Annotated in this window: 17 protein-coding genes; 5 read left to right on the forward strand and 12 right to left on the reverse strand. The window is 69.3% G+C overall.

Annotated elements, in window-relative coordinates:
* Positions 1–32: 32 nt before the first annotated feature.
* Positions 33–1562, reverse strand: a complete 1530-nt coding sequence (gene purH, locus ACIBG8_RS24255) for a bifunctional phosphoribosylaminoimidazolecarboxamide formyltransferase/IMP cyclohydrolase (RefSeq protein ID WP_397345197.1) — start codon at positions 1560–1562, stop codon at positions 33–35.
* Positions 1563–1576: 14 nt separating this feature from the next.
* Positions 1577–2185, reverse strand: a complete 609-nt coding sequence (gene purN / locus ACIBG8_RS24260) for a phosphoribosylglycinamide formyltransferase (protein WP_397345198.1) — start codon at positions 2183–2185, stop codon at positions 1577–1579.
* An 81-nt stretch (positions 2186–2266) separates the two neighbouring features.
* Here purN and ACIBG8_RS24265 point away from each other — a divergent pair, with 81 nt between their 5' ends.
* Complete coding sequence (locus tag ACIBG8_RS24265) at positions 2267–2680, forward strand: hypothetical protein (protein WP_397345199.1); 414 nt, start codon at positions 2267–2269, stop codon at positions 2678–2680.
* Here the strand turns inward: ACIBG8_RS24265 and ACIBG8_RS24270 are convergent.
* The 3 genes from ACIBG8_RS24270 to sucC form a co-directional block, all read right to left on the reverse strand.
* Entirely contained in the window at positions 2677–4293 is a 1617-nt protein-coding gene (locus ACIBG8_RS24270) for a DUF6350 family protein (RefSeq protein WP_397345200.1), read from the reverse strand. The genes ACIBG8_RS24265 and ACIBG8_RS24270 overlap by 4 nt on opposite strands.
* 362 nt (positions 4294–4655) lie before the next feature.
* Positions 4656–5531, reverse strand: a complete 876-nt coding sequence (gene sucD, locus ACIBG8_RS24275) for a succinate--CoA ligase subunit alpha (RefSeq protein WP_397345201.1) — start codon at positions 5529–5531, stop codon at positions 4656–4658.
* Between the two features lie 3 nt (positions 5532–5534).
* Entirely contained in the window at positions 5535–6713 is a 1179-nt protein-coding gene (sucC, locus tag ACIBG8_RS24280) for an ADP-forming succinate--CoA ligase subunit beta (protein WP_397345202.1), read from the reverse strand.
* 283 nt (positions 6714–6996) lie between these two features.
* Here sucC and ACIBG8_RS24285 point away from each other — a divergent pair, with 283 nt between their 5' ends.
* Both ACIBG8_RS24285 and ACIBG8_RS24290 read left to right on the forward strand, forming a co-directional pair.
* Positions 6997–7902, forward strand: coding sequence for a hypothetical protein (locus ACIBG8_RS24285; RefSeq protein ID WP_397345203.1), 906 nt, complete (start codon positions 6997–6999; stop codon positions 7900–7902).
* A gap of 132 nt (positions 7903–8034) precedes the next feature.
* A complete protein-coding gene (locus ACIBG8_RS24290) occupies positions 8035–8898 on the forward strand; it encodes a hypothetical protein (protein ID WP_397345204.1) in 864 nt (287 codons plus the stop codon).
* 5 nt (positions 8899–8903) lie between these two features.
* Here the strand turns inward: ACIBG8_RS24290 and ACIBG8_RS24295 are convergent, their stop codons facing one another.
* From ACIBG8_RS24295 to galE, 6 genes are read right to left on the reverse strand one after another with little or no spacing between them, the layout of a single operon-like run.
* A complete protein-coding gene (locus tag ACIBG8_RS24295; protein WP_397345205.1) occupies positions 8904–9251 on the reverse strand; it encodes a VOC family protein in 348 nt (115 codons plus the stop codon).
* Positions 9248–9475 (reverse strand): zinc ribbon domain-containing protein, encoded by a 228-nt coding sequence (locus tag ACIBG8_RS24300; RefSeq protein ID WP_397345206.1) that lies wholly within the window; start codon positions 9473–9475, stop codon positions 9248–9250. The genes ACIBG8_RS24295 and ACIBG8_RS24300 overlap by 4 nt, the downstream gene beginning before the upstream one ends.
* Positions 9472–9900, reverse strand: a complete 429-nt coding sequence (locus tag ACIBG8_RS24305; protein WP_397345208.1) for a MarR family winged helix-turn-helix transcriptional regulator — start codon at positions 9898–9900, stop codon at positions 9472–9474. Before ACIBG8_RS24305 ends, ACIBG8_RS24300 begins: the two co-directional genes overlap by 4 nt.
* Before the next feature lie 37 nt (positions 9901–9937).
* Entirely contained in the window at positions 9938–10321 is a 384-nt protein-coding gene (locus ACIBG8_RS24310; protein ID WP_397345209.1) for a VOC family protein, read from the reverse strand.
* Entirely contained in the window at positions 10318–10848 is a 531-nt protein-coding gene (cpt, locus tag ACIBG8_RS24315; protein ID WP_397345210.1) for a chloramphenicol phosphotransferase CPT, read from the reverse strand. Before cpt ends, ACIBG8_RS24310 begins: the two co-directional genes overlap by 4 nt.
* Before the next feature lie 49 nt (positions 10849–10897).
* Positions 10898–11875, reverse strand: coding sequence for a UDP-glucose 4-epimerase GalE (galE, locus tag ACIBG8_RS24320; RefSeq protein ID WP_397345211.1), 978 nt, complete (start codon positions 11873–11875; stop codon positions 10898–10900).
* A 63-nt stretch (positions 11876–11938) separates the two neighbouring features.
* On the opposite strand from galE, the gene ACIBG8_RS24325 reads away from it, so the two are divergent.
* Entirely contained in the window at positions 11939–12709 is a 771-nt protein-coding gene (locus tag ACIBG8_RS24325) for a hypothetical protein (RefSeq protein ID WP_397345212.1), read from the forward strand.
* 16 nt (positions 12710–12725) lie between these two features.
* Positions 12726–13448: a DUF899 family protein gene (locus ACIBG8_RS24330; protein ID WP_397345213.1), complete on the forward strand. Its 723-nt coding sequence runs from the start codon at positions 12726–12728 to the stop codon at positions 13446–13448.
* A 230-nt stretch (positions 13449–13678) separates the two neighbouring features.
* Here the strand turns inward: ACIBG8_RS24330 and pcrA are convergent, their stop codons facing one another.
* Positions 13679–15895 carry a DNA helicase PcrA gene (gene pcrA / locus ACIBG8_RS24335; protein WP_397346170.1) on the reverse strand — a complete coding sequence of 739 codons (2217 nt, stop codon included), beginning with the start codon at positions 15893–15895 and terminating at the stop codon, positions 13679–13681.
* Positions 15896–15932 lie beyond the last annotated feature (37 nt).

The raw sequence follows: 15932 nt of genomic DNA on the forward strand, positions 1-15932 counted from the left end.
CGACTGCTTGACCCTGCCCCGGGTCCGCTTGCTCAGTGGAAGAAGTGGCGAGTCCCCGTGAAGTAGAGCGTGACGCCCGCCTTCTCACAGGCCGCGATCACTTCCTCGTCCCTGATCGACCCACCGGGCTCCACGATGGCCTTGATCCCGGCCTCGATGAGCACCTCGGGCCCGTCGGCGAACGGGAAGAAGGCGTCGGACGCCGCCACGGATCCGGCGGCCCGCTCCCCCGCCCTGCTCGCCGCGAGGCGGCAGGAGTCGACCCGGTTGACCTGGCCCATGCCCACCCCGACTGTGGCGCGGTCGGTGGCCAGCAGGATGGCGTTGGACTTCACGGAACGGCAGGCCCGCCAGGCGAACGCCAGGTCGGCCAGCACCTCGGGCGAAGCCGCAGGACCCGCCTTGAGCTCCCAGTCCTCGGGGGCGTCGCCGGGAGCGTCCACCCTGTCGACGGTCTGCACGAGCAGCCCGCCGTCGATGCGCCGGAACTCGCTCGCGGCAGCGGGCGCCTCCGGTGCCAGGAGGATGCGCAGGTTCTTCCACCGCTCCTTGAGGACGGCCAGCGCCTCCTCCTCGTAGCCGGGGGCGACCAGGACCTCGGTGAACCCGTCGGTCAGCTGCTGGGCCAGCGCGGCCGTCACCGTGCCGTTGACCGCCACCACGCCGCCGTAGGCGGAGACGGGGTCGCAGGCCAGCGCCTTGCGGTGCGCCTCGGCCACGTCCGCGCCGACCGCGATGCCGCACGGGTTCTGGTGCTTGATGATGGCGACGGCCGGCTCGGTGAAGTCCCAGGCCGCACGCCAGGCGGCGTCGGCGTCGAGGTAGTTGTTGTAGGACATCTCCTTGCCGTGCAGCTGCTCGGCGTTGGCCAGCCCGCCGGAACCCTCGGTGTAGAGGGCGGCCTGCTGGTGCGGGTTCTCCCCGTAGCGCAGCGTGGCCTTGAGGTCCCAGGTGGCGCCCTTGAACGAGGCGTCGCCGGAGAACCAGTTGGCCACCGCCACGTCGTACGACGCGGTGTGCGCGTAGGCCTGTCCCGCCAGCTTCCTGCGGTCCTCCAGCGTGAACCCGCCCGCGTTCACCGCGTCGAGCACGTCGCCGTAGGAGGCGGGTGAGACGACCACGGCGCAGGTGGCGTGGTTCTTCGCCGCGCCGCGGATCATCGCAGGGCCGCCGATGTCGATCTGCTCGACGACCTCGGCGTCGGCCGCGCCGGAGGCGACGGTCTCCCTGAACGGGTAGAGGTTGACCACGACGAGCTGGAACGGGTCGATCTCCAGCTCGTCGAGCTGCGCCACGTGGTGCGGCTTGGTCATGTCGGCGAGCAGGCCCGCGTGCACCCGCGGGTGCAGCGTCTTGACCCTGCCGTCCAGGCACTCGGGGAACCCGGTCAGCTGCTCGACCTTGGTGACCGGCACGCCGTACGACGCGATGGCGGCAGCCGTACCCCCGGTCGAGACGATCTCCACGCCCGCCGCGTCGAGAGCCCTGGCCAGCTCCTCGAGCCCGGACTTGTCGTACACCGCGATCAACGCACGACGGATCGCGATTCGCGTCTCAGCCACGCATCCCCTCCTGGTTAGTTTCCGATCCGGACATGGCGTCCGGTGACCGTCCAGCCCTCGCGGGCCATCCGGCCGACAGTCTCGACGAGCAGACCTCGCTCGACAGTCTTGATGCGGTCGTGCAGCCTGGCCTCGTCGTCGCCGTCATAGACGCGCACCGCCTCCTGGGCGATGATCGGGCCGGTGTCGACCCCGGCGTCGGCCAGCATGACCGTGCAGCCGGTGACCCTGACCCCGTGGGCCAGCGCGTCGCGTACGCCGTGGGCGCCGGGAAAGGCGGGCAGCAGCGCCGGGTGCGTGTTGAGCACCGTGAAGGCGTCGAGCGTGGGCGCGCCCAGGATCTTCATGAACCCGGCGGACACCACGAGATCGGGCTCGTACGCGGCGATGCGCTCAGCGATCGCGACATCCCAGTCACCTCGTGACGGGTGGTCGCCGACCTTCTCCACGAACGTCGGCACACCGGACCGCGACGCGCGGGCCAGGCCCTCGATGCCCTCGCGGTCGGCGCCGACCGCCACGACGGCCGCGCCGTACGACGGATCGGCTGTTGCGTCCAGCAGGGCCTGTAGGTTGGTTCCAGAGCCGGAAACCAGGACGACGAGCCGCCCAGCCTTGGACACGAGCGCACTCCACTTCGAAAGTTCAGGGGTGGGCTGCCAGGGTATCGGCACCCGGAGCCCGGCAACGCAGAGGGAGGTCAGGTGACGACACCTGTGCACGCGTCGGCGGGCGACGAGCAGGCCGAGGCGGCGGGCAAGAGGGCGATCTGGCTGTCCATCGCCGCCGTGGCGATGTCGTTCATGCTGCCTTTCGCCGGTGTGGTGATGGCGCTGTTCTCGCTGGTCGCGGGCGTCAAGGCCCTGCCGCTGCTGCGTGCGGCGGCCAAGCCGACCGGGCTGGCGACGGCTGGCATCACGGTCTCGGCGATCGCGCTGGTGCTGTCGGCGTTCGTCACGGCGCTGCAGCTCTATCTCATGAACGAGTACGCCGCCTACACCGAGTGCATGAAGGGCGCGGGCACCGTCTCCGCGCAGGGTGAGTGCTTCACCCAGTTCAGGGACGCGGCCAAGCTGAAGGTGCCCGGCTTCCTCCTGGAGCTGATCGGCGCCGCCTAGTCGCGGTCCCAGGCGTACGGATCGACGTAGATGACGTGGCCGCCGCGGTCGTCCGACTCGTCCACGATGTCCTTGCGCACCGGCCGTGGTGGCTCGGGGGCCTTCTCCGCCTCGACGGCCGCTGACGCGTGCTCGTCCGTCCAGTCGTCCCTGATGACCGGGATGGGCTGGGTGTCGGCCTCGGTGGCGTCCATCCAGTGGCCGGGCAGCGGGCGCACGTCCGCCTCGGCGAACCCCACCCTGCTCGCCACCTTGGCGATCGCCGCGCTCGCCTTGGCGACCGGCGTCGCGATCGCCGGGGGCGCCGCCTTGAGCACCGGGCGCCGGTTGAGCAGCCACCAGTTGGCCAGCCCGGCGGAGATGCCCGCTGCCACGCCCACTTCGAGGCTGACCGACAGCGCCACCTCCCACGGCGACGGCCCGATCGCGGCCAGCATCCCGCCTCGGATCGGCCCGCCGGACAGCGCCGCGAGCACCCCGGCGACCAGCCCGGTCGTGACACCGGTCACGAACCCCCACAAGGGCGCGGCCTCGTAGGACGGCGACGGCGCGATCCTGACGACCACCACCCCGGCGACGGCTCCCGCCGCGAACGGCAGCGCGATGACGACCATGACCCAGCCGGGTACGGCTCCGCTGTCGGGAAGCGCCCCGAGCAGCGGCAGGCTCGGCACCGCGCCGAGCTGGACGCCGGTGGGCGCGACGAGCGTCCCGGTGCCGATCGCGAACCCCGGCCCGGAGATGTATGACATGCCCCAGATGGCGGCGTTGGCCAGGTAGAGCGCCTGGACCACGAACAGCAGCAGCCCGCCCACGAACCCGGGCGACAGCACCTCGGTGAGCTCGCGGATCTGCCCGAAGTTCCACACGATCGCGGCCAGCACCAGCAGGAACCCGGCAGCCAGCAGCACGGCCGTGGCGACGGCCGTGCCGACGGTGACCGCCCTGAGCCGCTCGGGCAGGAGCTGGAGCATCGACTTCCACGGCCCGATCGTGCGCGCGGTGGCCAGCGCGCCGACGAGGAACGCCAGCAGCAGGTGGCTGATCAGCGCCTCGCCGATGTACGGCTGGGTGATCTCGTTGCGCGCGACGACCGCGATGATCCCGGCCAGCAGCGCGTACGGCGCGGCCAGCGAGATGCCCGCCTGCGCCACCAGCACGAGCTGGGCGCGGCGGCGGGCGTTGGCCTGCTCGCGCGGGCTGTTCTTGGGCAGCCTGGCGGGCATCCTGACCCTGAGGTCCGCGTCGCGCGCCATCCAGCGGCCCGCGCGGTAGAGGAGGACGGCCGGGAGCACCATGAGCCCGATCGGCAGCAGCCCGACCCGGCCGCCGGGGATCGCGAACCCGGCGTGGTGGGCGGCCAGCCAGAGCTGGGCGGCGGTGCGGAAGACCCCGGGCAGTCCGGAGCCGAGCGCGCCGCGCGGGGCGGCGATCCAGCCGATGAGGGTGAGCGTGGTGAGCACCGCCAGGCCGACGCCCAGGGTGGCCGCGGCGGCGAGCATGCCGGAGACCGGCAGGGGCCGCCGGGTCTCGTCGTCGTCGCTCGAGACCCCGGGGATTTTGCCGAGGACGTTGCGGGGGGCCGTCCGTAGCTGGTCGAGAAGCGCCGTCACAGTGTTCGATGTTCTCAAGTTTTCCGTCAAGAGCCCCACCGCCCCGCCGATCCCGATGCCTTTTCTCCCATTCGAGTCCTCTTTTGGGTACGGCGAAGCCAGCAGACACCCAACCGCCGCACGTGGCCGGGCTCCTTCCAGGGGCACAGCCGACGAGCGTGCGTGGCCGGCCGCCGTTACGCCGTCCTGCCCATCGCCGGGGCTTTGGAACGTTACGGCGGCCCGGTTGTCCGCTACCCGGCCGTGTCCCTGGAGGGAGCCCGGCCACGTGCGGCGACTGGGTGTCCCTCGGCTCCGCCGTACCCCCGAAGACGCGAAGGGGCGTGCGGGAGAAGCCCCGCACGCCCCTTATGACGCCTTTGTCAGCGCGCTGCCATGATGTCGCGCATCAAGCGCGCGGTCTCGGAGGGGGTCTTGCCGACGCGGACGCCGACCTTCTCCAAGGCCTCCTTCTTCGCCTGCGCAGTGCCCGCGGACCCGGACACGATCGCGCCCGCGTGACCCATCGTCTTGCCCTCGGGAGCCGTGAAGCCCGCGACGTACGCCACGACCGGCTTGGTGACGTGCTGCTCGATGTAAGCAGCCGCACGCTCCTCCGCGTCACCGCCGATCTCGCCGATCATGACGATCGCGTCGGTGCCCGGGTCCTCCTGGAACGCCTGGAGAGCGTCGATGTGCGTCGTCCCGATGACCGGGTCGCCGCCGATGCCCACAGCCGTGGAGAAGCCGAAGTCGCGCAGCTCGTACATGAGCTGGTACGTCAGCGTGCCCGACTTCGAGACCAGGCCGATGCGGCCGGCGGTCGTGATGTCGGCCGGGATGATGCCGGCGTTGGACGCGCCGGGCGAGGCGATGCCGGGGCAGTTGGGCCCGATGATGCGGGTCTTGTTGCCCTTGGCGATCGCGTACGCCCAGAACTCCGTGGAGTCGTGGATCGGCACGCCCTCGGTGATCACGACGCAGAGCGGGATCTCCGCGTCGATGGCCTCCTTGACGGCGTCCTTGGTGAACGCCGGCGGGACGAAGACGACCGACACGTCGGCGCCCGTCTCGCGCATGGCCTCCGCGACCGTGCCGAAGACCGGCAGGTCGAGGTGGGTGGTGCCGGCCTTGCGGGCGTTGACGCCGCCCACGACCTTGGCGCCTGAGGCGAGCATGCGCTTGGCGTGCTTGGTGCCCTCGCCGCCCGTCATGCCCTGAACGATGATCTTGCTGTTTTCGGTGAGCCAGATAGCCATGGGTTACGCACCTGCCGCGAGCTCGGCGGCGCGCTTGGCCGCGTCGTCCATCGTGTCAACCAGCTCGACGCCCTTGAGCGCAGCGTCGTGCAGGATCTGGCGCCCGAGAAGGGCGTTGTTGCCGTCGAGGCGGACGACCAGCGGGCGGGTGACCGCCTCGCCGCGGTCCTCCAGCAGCTTGAACGCCGCCACGATGCCGTTGGCCACGGCGTCGCAGGCGGTGATGCCGCCGAAGACGTTCACGAAGATCGACTTGACCGCCGGGTCGGAGAGGATGATCTCCAGACCGGCCGCCATGACCTCGGCGCTCGCGCCGCCGCCGATGTCGAGGAAGTTCGCCGGCTTGGGCTGGCCGGGGAAGGCCTCGCCCGCGTAGGCCACGACGTCGAGCGTGGACATGACCAGCCCGGCGCCGTTGCCGATGATGCCGACGTTGCCGTCGAGCTTGACGTAGTTGAGGTCCTTGGCCTTGGCCGCGGCCTCCAGCGGGTCCTCGGCCGACTTGTCCTCGAACTTCGCGTGGTCCGACTGGCGGAACGTCGCGTTGTCGTCGAGCGTGACCTTGCCGTCGAGCGCCTTGACCTGGCCGTCAGCCGACAGGATCATCGGGTTGACCTCGACCAGCGTGGCGTCCTCGTCGACGAAGGCGCACCACACCTTCTCGATGATGTCGGCTGCGCCGTCCAGCGCCACCTCCGGGAGACCGCCGGCCTGGGCGATCTCGCGGGCCTTGGCCCGGTCGACGCCGGTGAGCGCCGAGACGGGAATCTTGGCGACCTTCTCCGGCGCGGTGTGCGCCACTTCCTCGATCTCCATGCCGCCGGCCGCGGAGCAGATCGCCAGGAAGGTGCGGTTCGACCTGTCGAGCAGGAAGGAGAAGTAGTACTCCTCCGCGATCGCGCTGGCTTCCTCAATCAGCACCTTGTGGACCGTGTGGCCCTTGATGTCCATCCCGAGGATGGCGGTGGCCTTCTCCACGGCGTCGTTGGCGTCGTCAGCCACCTTGACGCCACCCGCCTTGCCACGGCCACCGGTCTTGACCTGTGCCTTGACAACGACGCGACCGGTCAGCTCTTCAGCTGCCGCGCGTACTTCCTCCACAGTGTGCGCGACAATGCCGCGCGGCACCGGGATGCCGTAGTCCGCGAAGAGCTCCTTCGCCTGATGTTCGAACAGGTCCACGAGGGTCCGTCCTTGCTCATCGGGTCGCTCACCCTCCTCACTCGCTCCGCGGAGCCTCTCCTTCTTCGAGTCTCCACTCCGCTCGCTGCGTCGGGTTCACTCCCTGCTTGTCCGACTGATGTTCGACGGCCCGGGCCACCCCGTAAGCCGGGCGTTTTCCGCCAGTGAAGCCTAGCCTTTGGCAGACCCTGACCTGGTCACCGGGGCTGAGAAACCTTGTGATGTGACGGTGATCTCACTCCGACAGAATGCCCGAATACACCAGAAGAAGGGCATCTGACACATGAGGCGATGGATCGCCGCCGCGTTGACCGCTTCCGCGGTGATCGCGGCTACCCCCGCATACGCGCAGGCCGCGGGTACGCCGAACCCGGTCAAGGCCCTGACGAAGCAGTTCGTCGCCGGCCAGGGCGTGAAGCTGCGGGAGACGACCTCTACCTGGGTGAACGGGGAAGAATACGCGGGCGCCACGAGGGAAGGCTCGATCGAGCTCGGCGCCAAGGGGGTCGTGGGCGCGGAGACCGTGCGCAACCCGGTGATGTCCGAGGCGGTCAGGAACCAGCTGGAGCTGGCCGTCAAGCAGAACCCGGAGACGGCCGACGCCGTCGACACGCTGATGGAGCGCATCTACCAGGTCAGCGTGGGCAACAAGCTGTACGTGAACGGCGGGATCTTCTCGCTGCTGCTGCCCGACGACAAGCTGTGGTTCTCCGCCAAGGCGAGCAACGCTTCCGCGGCGTACGGTGACCAGCTGATCAACATCTTCGAGCCGGCGACGCTGAAGAAGCTGCTCGCCACGGCGACCAGCAAGCGTGCCTCGGCGTACAAGGGGTCGATCACGCTCGGCGACCTGTACGCGGTGTCACCGACGCTCAGGGAGATGGTGCCGCTCAAGCCGAAGGGCAAGGAGGCGAAGGCTGCGATCGGCTGGAAGCTCTACCTGGACGAGCAGAGCCTGGCCAAGCGCCTGTCGATCTCGCTGGTCCTGCCGATCTCCAAGAAGCTCAAGATGAAGGTCGTGGCCGAGACCAGGTACTTCGACTGGGGCACCTCCGTCAAGATCACCGCTCCGCCCGCCGAGTCGGTGGCCAAGATCGAGGACCTGGCGAAGAACCCGCCGGACCTGCCGTCCGTGGTCGACAAGAACTACGTCAGCGTCCCGCCTGACGACAACGGCAAGACCGAGTAGTCACCCTGAAGGGCCCAGCTTCGCGGAAGTTGGGCCCTTTCTGCACAGAATGTCCCGATATCCGAGACTATGTCGTGATCCGCATCCGCCAAGATTCCTTCACCCCTCCCAACAGAGCGAAGGAAAATCTTGATGAAGCGACTGATCGCGGGCATCACGGTCGCGGCCGCCACCGCCCTCCTCACCGCCGCCCCCGCCCACGCAGCCGCGTCCACCGACCCGGTCAAGGCGCTGCAGAAGCAGTTCGTCTCCGGTAAGGGCGTGAAGTTCACCGAGCGCACGACGATGATCCGTTCCATGGGCCGCGAGATCGTCGTGCGGCGGTCGGGCAGCTACCAGTTCTCCAAGTCCGGCATCGCCGCCTCCGACATCACCGGCCGGTTCAACTTCAACAAGGGCGACATTCCGGAAGACGCTCCGGACATGATGAAGGCCATGGCCGACCCGGAGCGCACGATCAGGATCGGCAAGACGTCCTACATCTCCGGCGGCATGTTCGGCGCGATGATGCCCGAGGGCAAGACCTGGCTCAAGACGCGCGACGAGCTCGGCGGCGGTCTCACCGGCATGTACGGCCAGATCATCAACGTCGCCGAGGCGAAGACGCTGGCCGTCGTGCTCAGGACCGCCAAGGCGGGCAAGGGCGGATACAGCGGGTCCATCACGTACGGCGAGCTCTACAAGGTCTCGCCGTCACTGCGCGCCACGTCCTTCGGCAAGCCCACGGCCAAGGCCGCCAAGCAGGTGGTGACCTGGAAGCTCGCACTCGACGGCAGGTCGCTGGCCCAGCGCCTGGTGACCACGTTCTCCGCCAAGGCCTTCGGCGCCGAGTCCAACGAGTCGTTCAGCATCGACACCCGCTTCACCGGCTGGGGCGCCCCGATCACCATCACCGCCCCGCCTGCCGACGACGTCACCACCAAGCTCGACACCGAGAACGGCGGCGACGACCTGACCAACCTGCCCTTCCCCGGCGGTAACCCGGTCAACCAGTAAGTCGCCTATCTCCCGAGTGACGGCTGCTTGGTGTAGTCGGTCAGGCCGATCACGTTTCCCCACGGGTCGGACACCTCGACCGTCCACCCGGTGAAGACCTCGAACGGCTCGCCGCCGACGCGTTCTGCGGCGAGCCTGGCGTCGGGCACCTCCAGCCACACCCGCATCGACCCAGGCCGCGGATCGTCCTGCACGCGCACCAGCAAGCCAGGTGTCTCGTCGCCGATCGCGTACAGGGCCAGCTCCTCCGTGGCGAACCGCTCGGTCAGGCCGAGCACCCCGCCGTAGAACGACCTGGCCGCCTCGACGGACCCCACCCCTACCAGGATGTTGTCCACTCCGAGGATCTTCACGGCGCCAGCTTCGGGTGGTCGCGCCAGGCGGGCATCGTGCGCATGTACGCCCGCGTCGCCACCTCGGCCTCCGCCCTCGACTGGCCCTCGCGCCGCACCTGCCACTGCACCATGCGCTCGAAGCGCTCGTCGAAGTCCTGCAGCGTGCCGTCCGGGTTCGTGCAGTGCTGACACCAGGAGCCCTGCCCGTGCTCCATCGGCATCCCGCAGCTCTCGCAGTTCATGAGTCCTCCCTCAACAGCGCTCGCAGCCCGGCAACGAGCCCGTCGCGCTCGTCCTGCGTCATCTGCCGTACGGCTCTCGCCAGCAGATCCGCCTCGAGCACGCTGGGCGACGCCGCCGCGGCAGCCGTACGGCCCTCTTCCGTGACCCACACGAACACCCTGCGCCGGTCACGCTCGTCCCTGAACCTGGCGACCAGGCCGCGTTCCTCGACCCTGTTCACCAGCTCCGTGGTCGCGGCCCTGGAAAGCTGCAGGTGCTCGGCGAGCTCCCCCAGCGTCAGCGGTCCAGCGGCGACCAGATGGCTCAGCACGCCGTACATGCGCGCGGTCAGGCCCGGCGAGCCGGGCAACGTCCTTCTGGTGGCCTTGAACCGGCGGTAGACCGCAGGGTAGAGCCGCGCGATCTCCTCGGCCTCGTCCATCATTTCCTTCGCACACGAACTTTTCGTATACGAATTATACTCAGCCGTCGTCGCGGCACAAGCAGAACGGGTGTCCAGCGGGATCGACGAGCACGCGCACGTTCTCCTGCGGCTGGTGCGCCGCCAGGGTGGCGCCCAGGGCCACCGCCTCGGCGACCGCGTCGTCCAGATCGCCCACCTGGAAGTCGAAGTGCATCATCGGGCGCTGCTCGCCCTCGGCGGGCGGCCACGCGGGCGGGCGGTAGCCGTCCGCCCGCTGGAAGACGATGTACACGGATCCCGGCGGCGGCGCGACGACGGTCGTCCCCGGCTCCTCGTGCACGATCGGCCAGTCCAGGAGCTGCGCGTAGAAGCGGGCGAGGGCTCCGGGGTCGGGCGCCTCGATGGCGGTCCCCCACCACATGCCGTTCGTTCTGGATCTCATACCGCACCGCCGATCGTCCGGGCACACAGCTCCGAGGCGGTGTGCGTGGTGTCCACTACGAGGTCGTAGACCACGCCTTCATGCACGATGTCCGCCTGGGCGGCGGCCATGCCGAGGATCCGGTCACCGCGGGCCTTCTCCCGCTCGGCCGCCACCGCGCTGTCGCACCTGACGCCCACCCACAGCACGTCGAGCCCGTCCAGAGCCCGCTTCCACCGCTGCTGGGAGGCAGCGCCGCCGAGGAAGACGTCATCGACGATCACCGGGACGCCCGCGCGCACCGTCGCGACGATCCCCGCCATCCACGCCGCCTCCAGCCGCCGGAACACGGGGCCGACGATCACCCCGCCGTCCGGGGCGAACTCGATGCCCTCGCCGGAGTCCTGCATGGCCGGGGGCAGCGCGTCGACGAAGGCGTCGACGCCGAAGGCGAGCCACGGCTCCGGCAGGACCGCCTGCAGGCGGCGGACGATCTCCGACTTGCCCGCGCTGGATCCGCCGTTCAAAACGATCATCTGCTTGGTCACGGCGCCCACGGTAAAGGCTCCCCGTGGGCGCTGACCAGCCGTTTTCCTGCTAGCTGAGCTTCGAGTCCCTGAGCGCGGCCCACTCCAGGGAGTGCCTGATGCCGTCCTCGACCGAGTATTGCGCGCGCCAGCCGAGCAGCTCGTTCGCCCGGTCCGTCGTGGTGTAGGCACCGATGACGTCGCCGGGGCGGCGCTCCGCCTCCACCACCTCGACCGGCCGCTCGACCACCGCGTTGAACGCAGCGGCGAGCTCCCGCACCGTCGTCCCCTCGCCGGTGCCGAGGTTGATCACCGAGACCGGCAGGTCGTCGAACCGCTCCAGCGCGGCGACGTGCGCCGTGGCCAGGTCCCAGACGTGGATGTAGTCGCGGATGCCGGATCCGTCCCGCGTCGCCCAGTCGACCCCGGTGACCTGGAACGGCACGCCGTTCTCGTGCGCGCTGATCATCATGCCCAGCGCGTGGCTCGGCCGGCGCAGCGCCAGGCCGGTGCGCATCTTGGGGTCGGCGCCGATCGGGTTGAAGTAGCGCAGCGACAGGATCCTGATCGGCTGCGTCCTGGCGATGTCGGCGAACATGGCCTCGCAGTGCGCCTTCGTCCGCGCGTAGGGGCTCTGCGGGTCGAGCGGCGAGTCCTCGTCGACGGTGAGGTCGTCGCCCGCCGCGTAGATCGACGCCGACGAGCTGAAGATCATCCGGCGGCAGCCGTTCCGCAGCAGATGTCCCACGAAGTCGAGGCTCTTGGCCACGTTGGCGCGGTAGTAGCCGACCGGGTCGGCCACCGAGTCGGGGACCACGATCAGCGCCGCGCAGTGGATGACGGCCTCGATGTCAGGGTGCTCGGCGAACACCCGATCGACGAGCGCGCCGTCCGCGATGTCCCCTTCGTAGAAGTCCCTCCCCTCGGCGAACTCCCTGCGACCGGTGACCAGGTTGTCGAGGATGACGGGGGAAATCCCGGCATCCTCGCAGGCCGATGCGATCGTGCTTCCGATGTAGCCAGCTCCACCCGATATCAGTACACGCACACGGCCGACCCTACCCGTGACCCCGATGCCGATGAGTCGTTAGACCTCCATGTGCTGACCGTGATGACCACAGGACTGCTGGCTACCACGCTGCTCAACTCCCTTACGGCCGGCTGCCCCGTACCCGTGACCCCCGCCGCCCTGACGACCCAGGTGGCGAACCCGGATTCACCCCCCGACCCGGTGGCCGCCCTGAGGAAGCAGTTCGCCCCCAACCGCGGCGTGGAGATCCGCGAACGCCACAGGACCGGCTCGGCCAAGGGCACCCGCAGGGGCGTCGTCCAGTTCTCCGCGGCGGGCGTGACCGGCTACTCGACCACCAACAAGACCGAGGCGGGCCTCGTCACCGTCCTGGCCGTCGGCCGCTACACCTACCAGTCGGGCGGCCCGATCAAGAACGCGCTCCCGGAGGGCAAGGACTGGCTGCGCGTGGACAGCGACCGCAAGACCAGGACCCCCTTCTTCACCCCGGTCTACCCGCTGGAACCGGACACCCTGAAGGCCCTCCTGACCACCGCCGCCCCCATAGACGGACGGATCCCCAAACGCGGCGACGGCCGCGTCTACAAGGGCGTGATCACGTACGGCGAGCTGTACCGGACGTCGCCCTCCTTCAAGGACCGGCTGGGCAGGCAGCCGACCCTCGAAACGGCCGCCACCATGATCACCTGGAAGCTGTGGACGGACCAGGACGGCCTGCCCAGGCGGCTCGCCACCGGCTGGACGGAGGCGGACGCGATGGGCAGGGCAGACAAGTCCAGCGACCTGCGCCTCACCTCGTGGGGCATCCCGGTGACCCTCACACCGCCGCCCAGCGCGAAAACCACCACGTGAGTGTTAGACAGGTCACATGAAGGAGCTCCCTCTTCCCCAGATTTCCGACCGGCAGGCCTGGCAGACGAAGATCGACGAACTCCGGGTCAAGGAGAAGGCCCACACCAGGGCCGGGGACGCCCTGGCCGCTGAGCGCCGGCGGCTGCCGATGGTCGAGGTCGATCCGCTGACGCCGCTGGTCGGGGCCGACGGTCCTGTGCCGCTGATCGACGTCTTCGACGGCCGGTCGCAGCTGATCGCGTACTTCCAGATGTGGCACCCCGGTAAGCCTGCGGCGGAGCAGTGCGAGGGGTGCACGTTCTCCACGGCGCACATCAACGAGCTGTCGTACCTGCACGCGCGCGACGTCAGCTACGCGACGTTCTGCCAGGGCCCCTACGCGGAGAGCTCCCGCTATCGCGACTTCATGGGCTGGACGATGCCGTGGTACGCGGTTCCCGAGGAGTCCGTGGAGCGTCTGGTGGCGAACCGCCACTTCGGCATCCTCGTCACCTACGTCCGGGACGGCGAGAAGACCTACGAGACGTACTGGACGACCGGTCGGGGCAACGAGCTGATGGCTCCGTCGTACGGCCTGCTCGACCTGACCGTCTACGGGCGGCAGGAGTATTGGGAGGACTCACCCGGCGGGTGGCCGCAGCACTGGGGCTCCCAGGGAGGCCAGTTCCGCACGGACGGCCGCCCGAGCGCCCAGTGGCCCCGGCTCAGCTCCGGCCACGACGACACCCTCACCACCTGACCCTGACCCTCAGGTCATAGAGCACGGGGCGGGGCGGACCGCACAATGGGTCTACCCCTCCTCCCCGCTGCGCGCCCTGAACCACCGCCGCTCGGCGGCCGCGTGCGCCTCCTCTTCCCGCAGGGCGGGGGTCTTGGAACACCCAACGGCGCCATTCTGTTTAGGCGCTCTTTGGGGGCCAGGCCACCGACGAGGGGAGGTCGGGCTCCTTACGCGAGCCCCGACGAGCCTCAGAGCTTCTCCAAAGGCGCATACGCCAGCAGGAGGGTCTTCTCCCCCCCACTCCCGAAGTCGATCTTGACCTTGGTCTTCTCCGCCACCCCGTCCACCGACACCACCGTCCCCAGCCCGAACGCGTCGTGCGTCACCCGGTCCCCAGGCGTCAACGACGGCACCGTCCGCGCGCCCTTCCGCGACGGCGCAGGCGTCGCCTCCCGCTTGGTGGCCGCGTTCCACGCCGTCTTCTCCGGCGGAGTGCGCCAGTCCATCAACGACCCGGGCACCTCGGACACGAACCGCGAGGCCGGGTTGAACGACGGCGCCCCCCACGAGCTGCGCACGGCCGCCCGCGTGATGTACAGCCGCGTCTGCGCCCGGGTGATCCCCACGTAGGCGAGCCGCCGCTCCTCCTCCAGCTCCTTGGGCTCCCCCAGCGACCGGACGTGCGGAAACACGCCGTCCTCCATCGCCGTCAGGAACACCACCGGGAACTCCAGCCCCTTGGCCGTGTGCAGGGTCATCAGCGTGACCACGCCCTGCCCGCCGTCCGCCTCGGGGATCTGGTCGGCGTCCGCCACCAGCGACACCTGCTCCAGGAACTCCACCAGCGTGCCCTCGGGGTTGGCCTCCTCGAACTCGGAGGCCACGGAGACGAGCTCGTTGAGGTTTTCCAGGCGCGACTCGTCCTGCGGGTCCTCGGAGGCCTCCAGCTCGGCGCGGTAGCCGGTGGAGACCAGGATCTCCTCGGCCAGCGTCGACGGCGGCACGCCCTCGGCCTTGGCGATCAGCTCCTCCAGCAGCGCGACGAACTCCTTCACCGCGTTCAGCGACCTGGTCGCCATGCCGTACGCCTCGTCCGCCCTGCGCAGCGCCTCCCAGAACGTGATCCGTTCGCGGGACGACAGCGCCTCGATCATCGCCTCGGCCCGGTCGCCGATGCCGCGCTTGGGGACGTTGAGAATGCGCCGCAACGACACCACGTCGTTGGGGTTGGCCAGCACCCGCAGGTAGGCCAGCAGGTCCTTGACCTCCTTGCGCTCGTAGAAGCGCACACCCCCCACGACCTTGTACGGCAGGCCGGTGCGGATGAAGATCTCCTCGAAGACGCGGGAGGCGGCGTTGGTGCGGTAGAACACCGCCACGTCGCCCGGCCGCACGCCGTCCTCGTCGGTCAGCCGGTCGACCTCCTGCGCGACGAACATGGCCTCGTCGTGCTCGTTGTCCGCGACGTATCCGACGATCTTGGCGCCGTCACCCTGGTCGGACCAGAGGTTCTTGGGCTTGCGCCCCTCGTTGCGGGAGATGACCGCGTTCGCGGCGGTCAGGATGGTCTGGGTGGAGCGGTAGTTCTGCTCCAGCAGGATCGTGCGCGCGTCCGGGTAGTCGCGCTCGAACTCCAGGATGTTGCGGATCGTCGCGCCACGGAAGGCGTAGATCGACTGGTCGGCGTCACCGACCACGCACAGCTCCGACATGTCCGCGCCCGTACGCACCAGATCACCGTCCGCCGTGTGCACGGACGGATGCCCCACCAGCTCCCTGATCAGGATGTACTGCGCGTGGTTGGTGTCCTGGTACTCGTCGACCATCACGTGCCGGAAACGCATCCGGTAGTGCTCCGCCACGTCGGGGAAGAGCTGGAAGAGCGTCACCGTGTTCATGATGATGTCGTCGAAGTCCATGGCGCCGGACTCGGTGAGCTTCTGCTGGTAGTTCTTGTACGCCTGGGCGAGCGTCTTCTCCAGGTGCGAACCCGCCCGGTCGAGCGCGGTCTCGTAGTCGATCAGCTCGTTCTTGAAGTTGCTGACCTGCGCCGAGAACGAGCGCGGCGGGTAGCGCTTGGGGTCGAGGTCCATCTCGCGGCAGACCATGGCCATGAGGCGCTGGGAGTCGGCCTGGTCGTAGATGGAGAAGCTCGACGGGAACCCGAGCCGCTTGGCCTCGCGCCGCAGGATGCGCATGCACGCGCTGTGGAACGTCATCACCCACATGGCCTTGGAGCGCGGGCCGACGAGCTTGTCGATGCGCTCCTTCATCTCGCGCGCCGCCTTGTTGGTGAAGGTGATCGCGAGGATCTCGCCCGGGTGCACGTGGCGCTCGGCCAGCAGGTAGGCGATGCGGTGGGTGAGCACCCGCGTCTTCCCCGACCCGGCGCCCGCGACGATGAGCAGCGGGGAGCCATGGTGGATCACGGCTTCGCGCTGCTGGGGGTTGAGTCCGTCGAGCAGCGGGTGGTCAAGAGACACTGGGGTCGGCACGTCCTCT

Source organism: Nonomuraea sp. NPDC050556, assembly GCF_044457355.1.
GTDB lineage: Bacteria > Actinomycetota > Actinomycetes > Streptosporangiales > Streptosporangiaceae > Nonomuraea.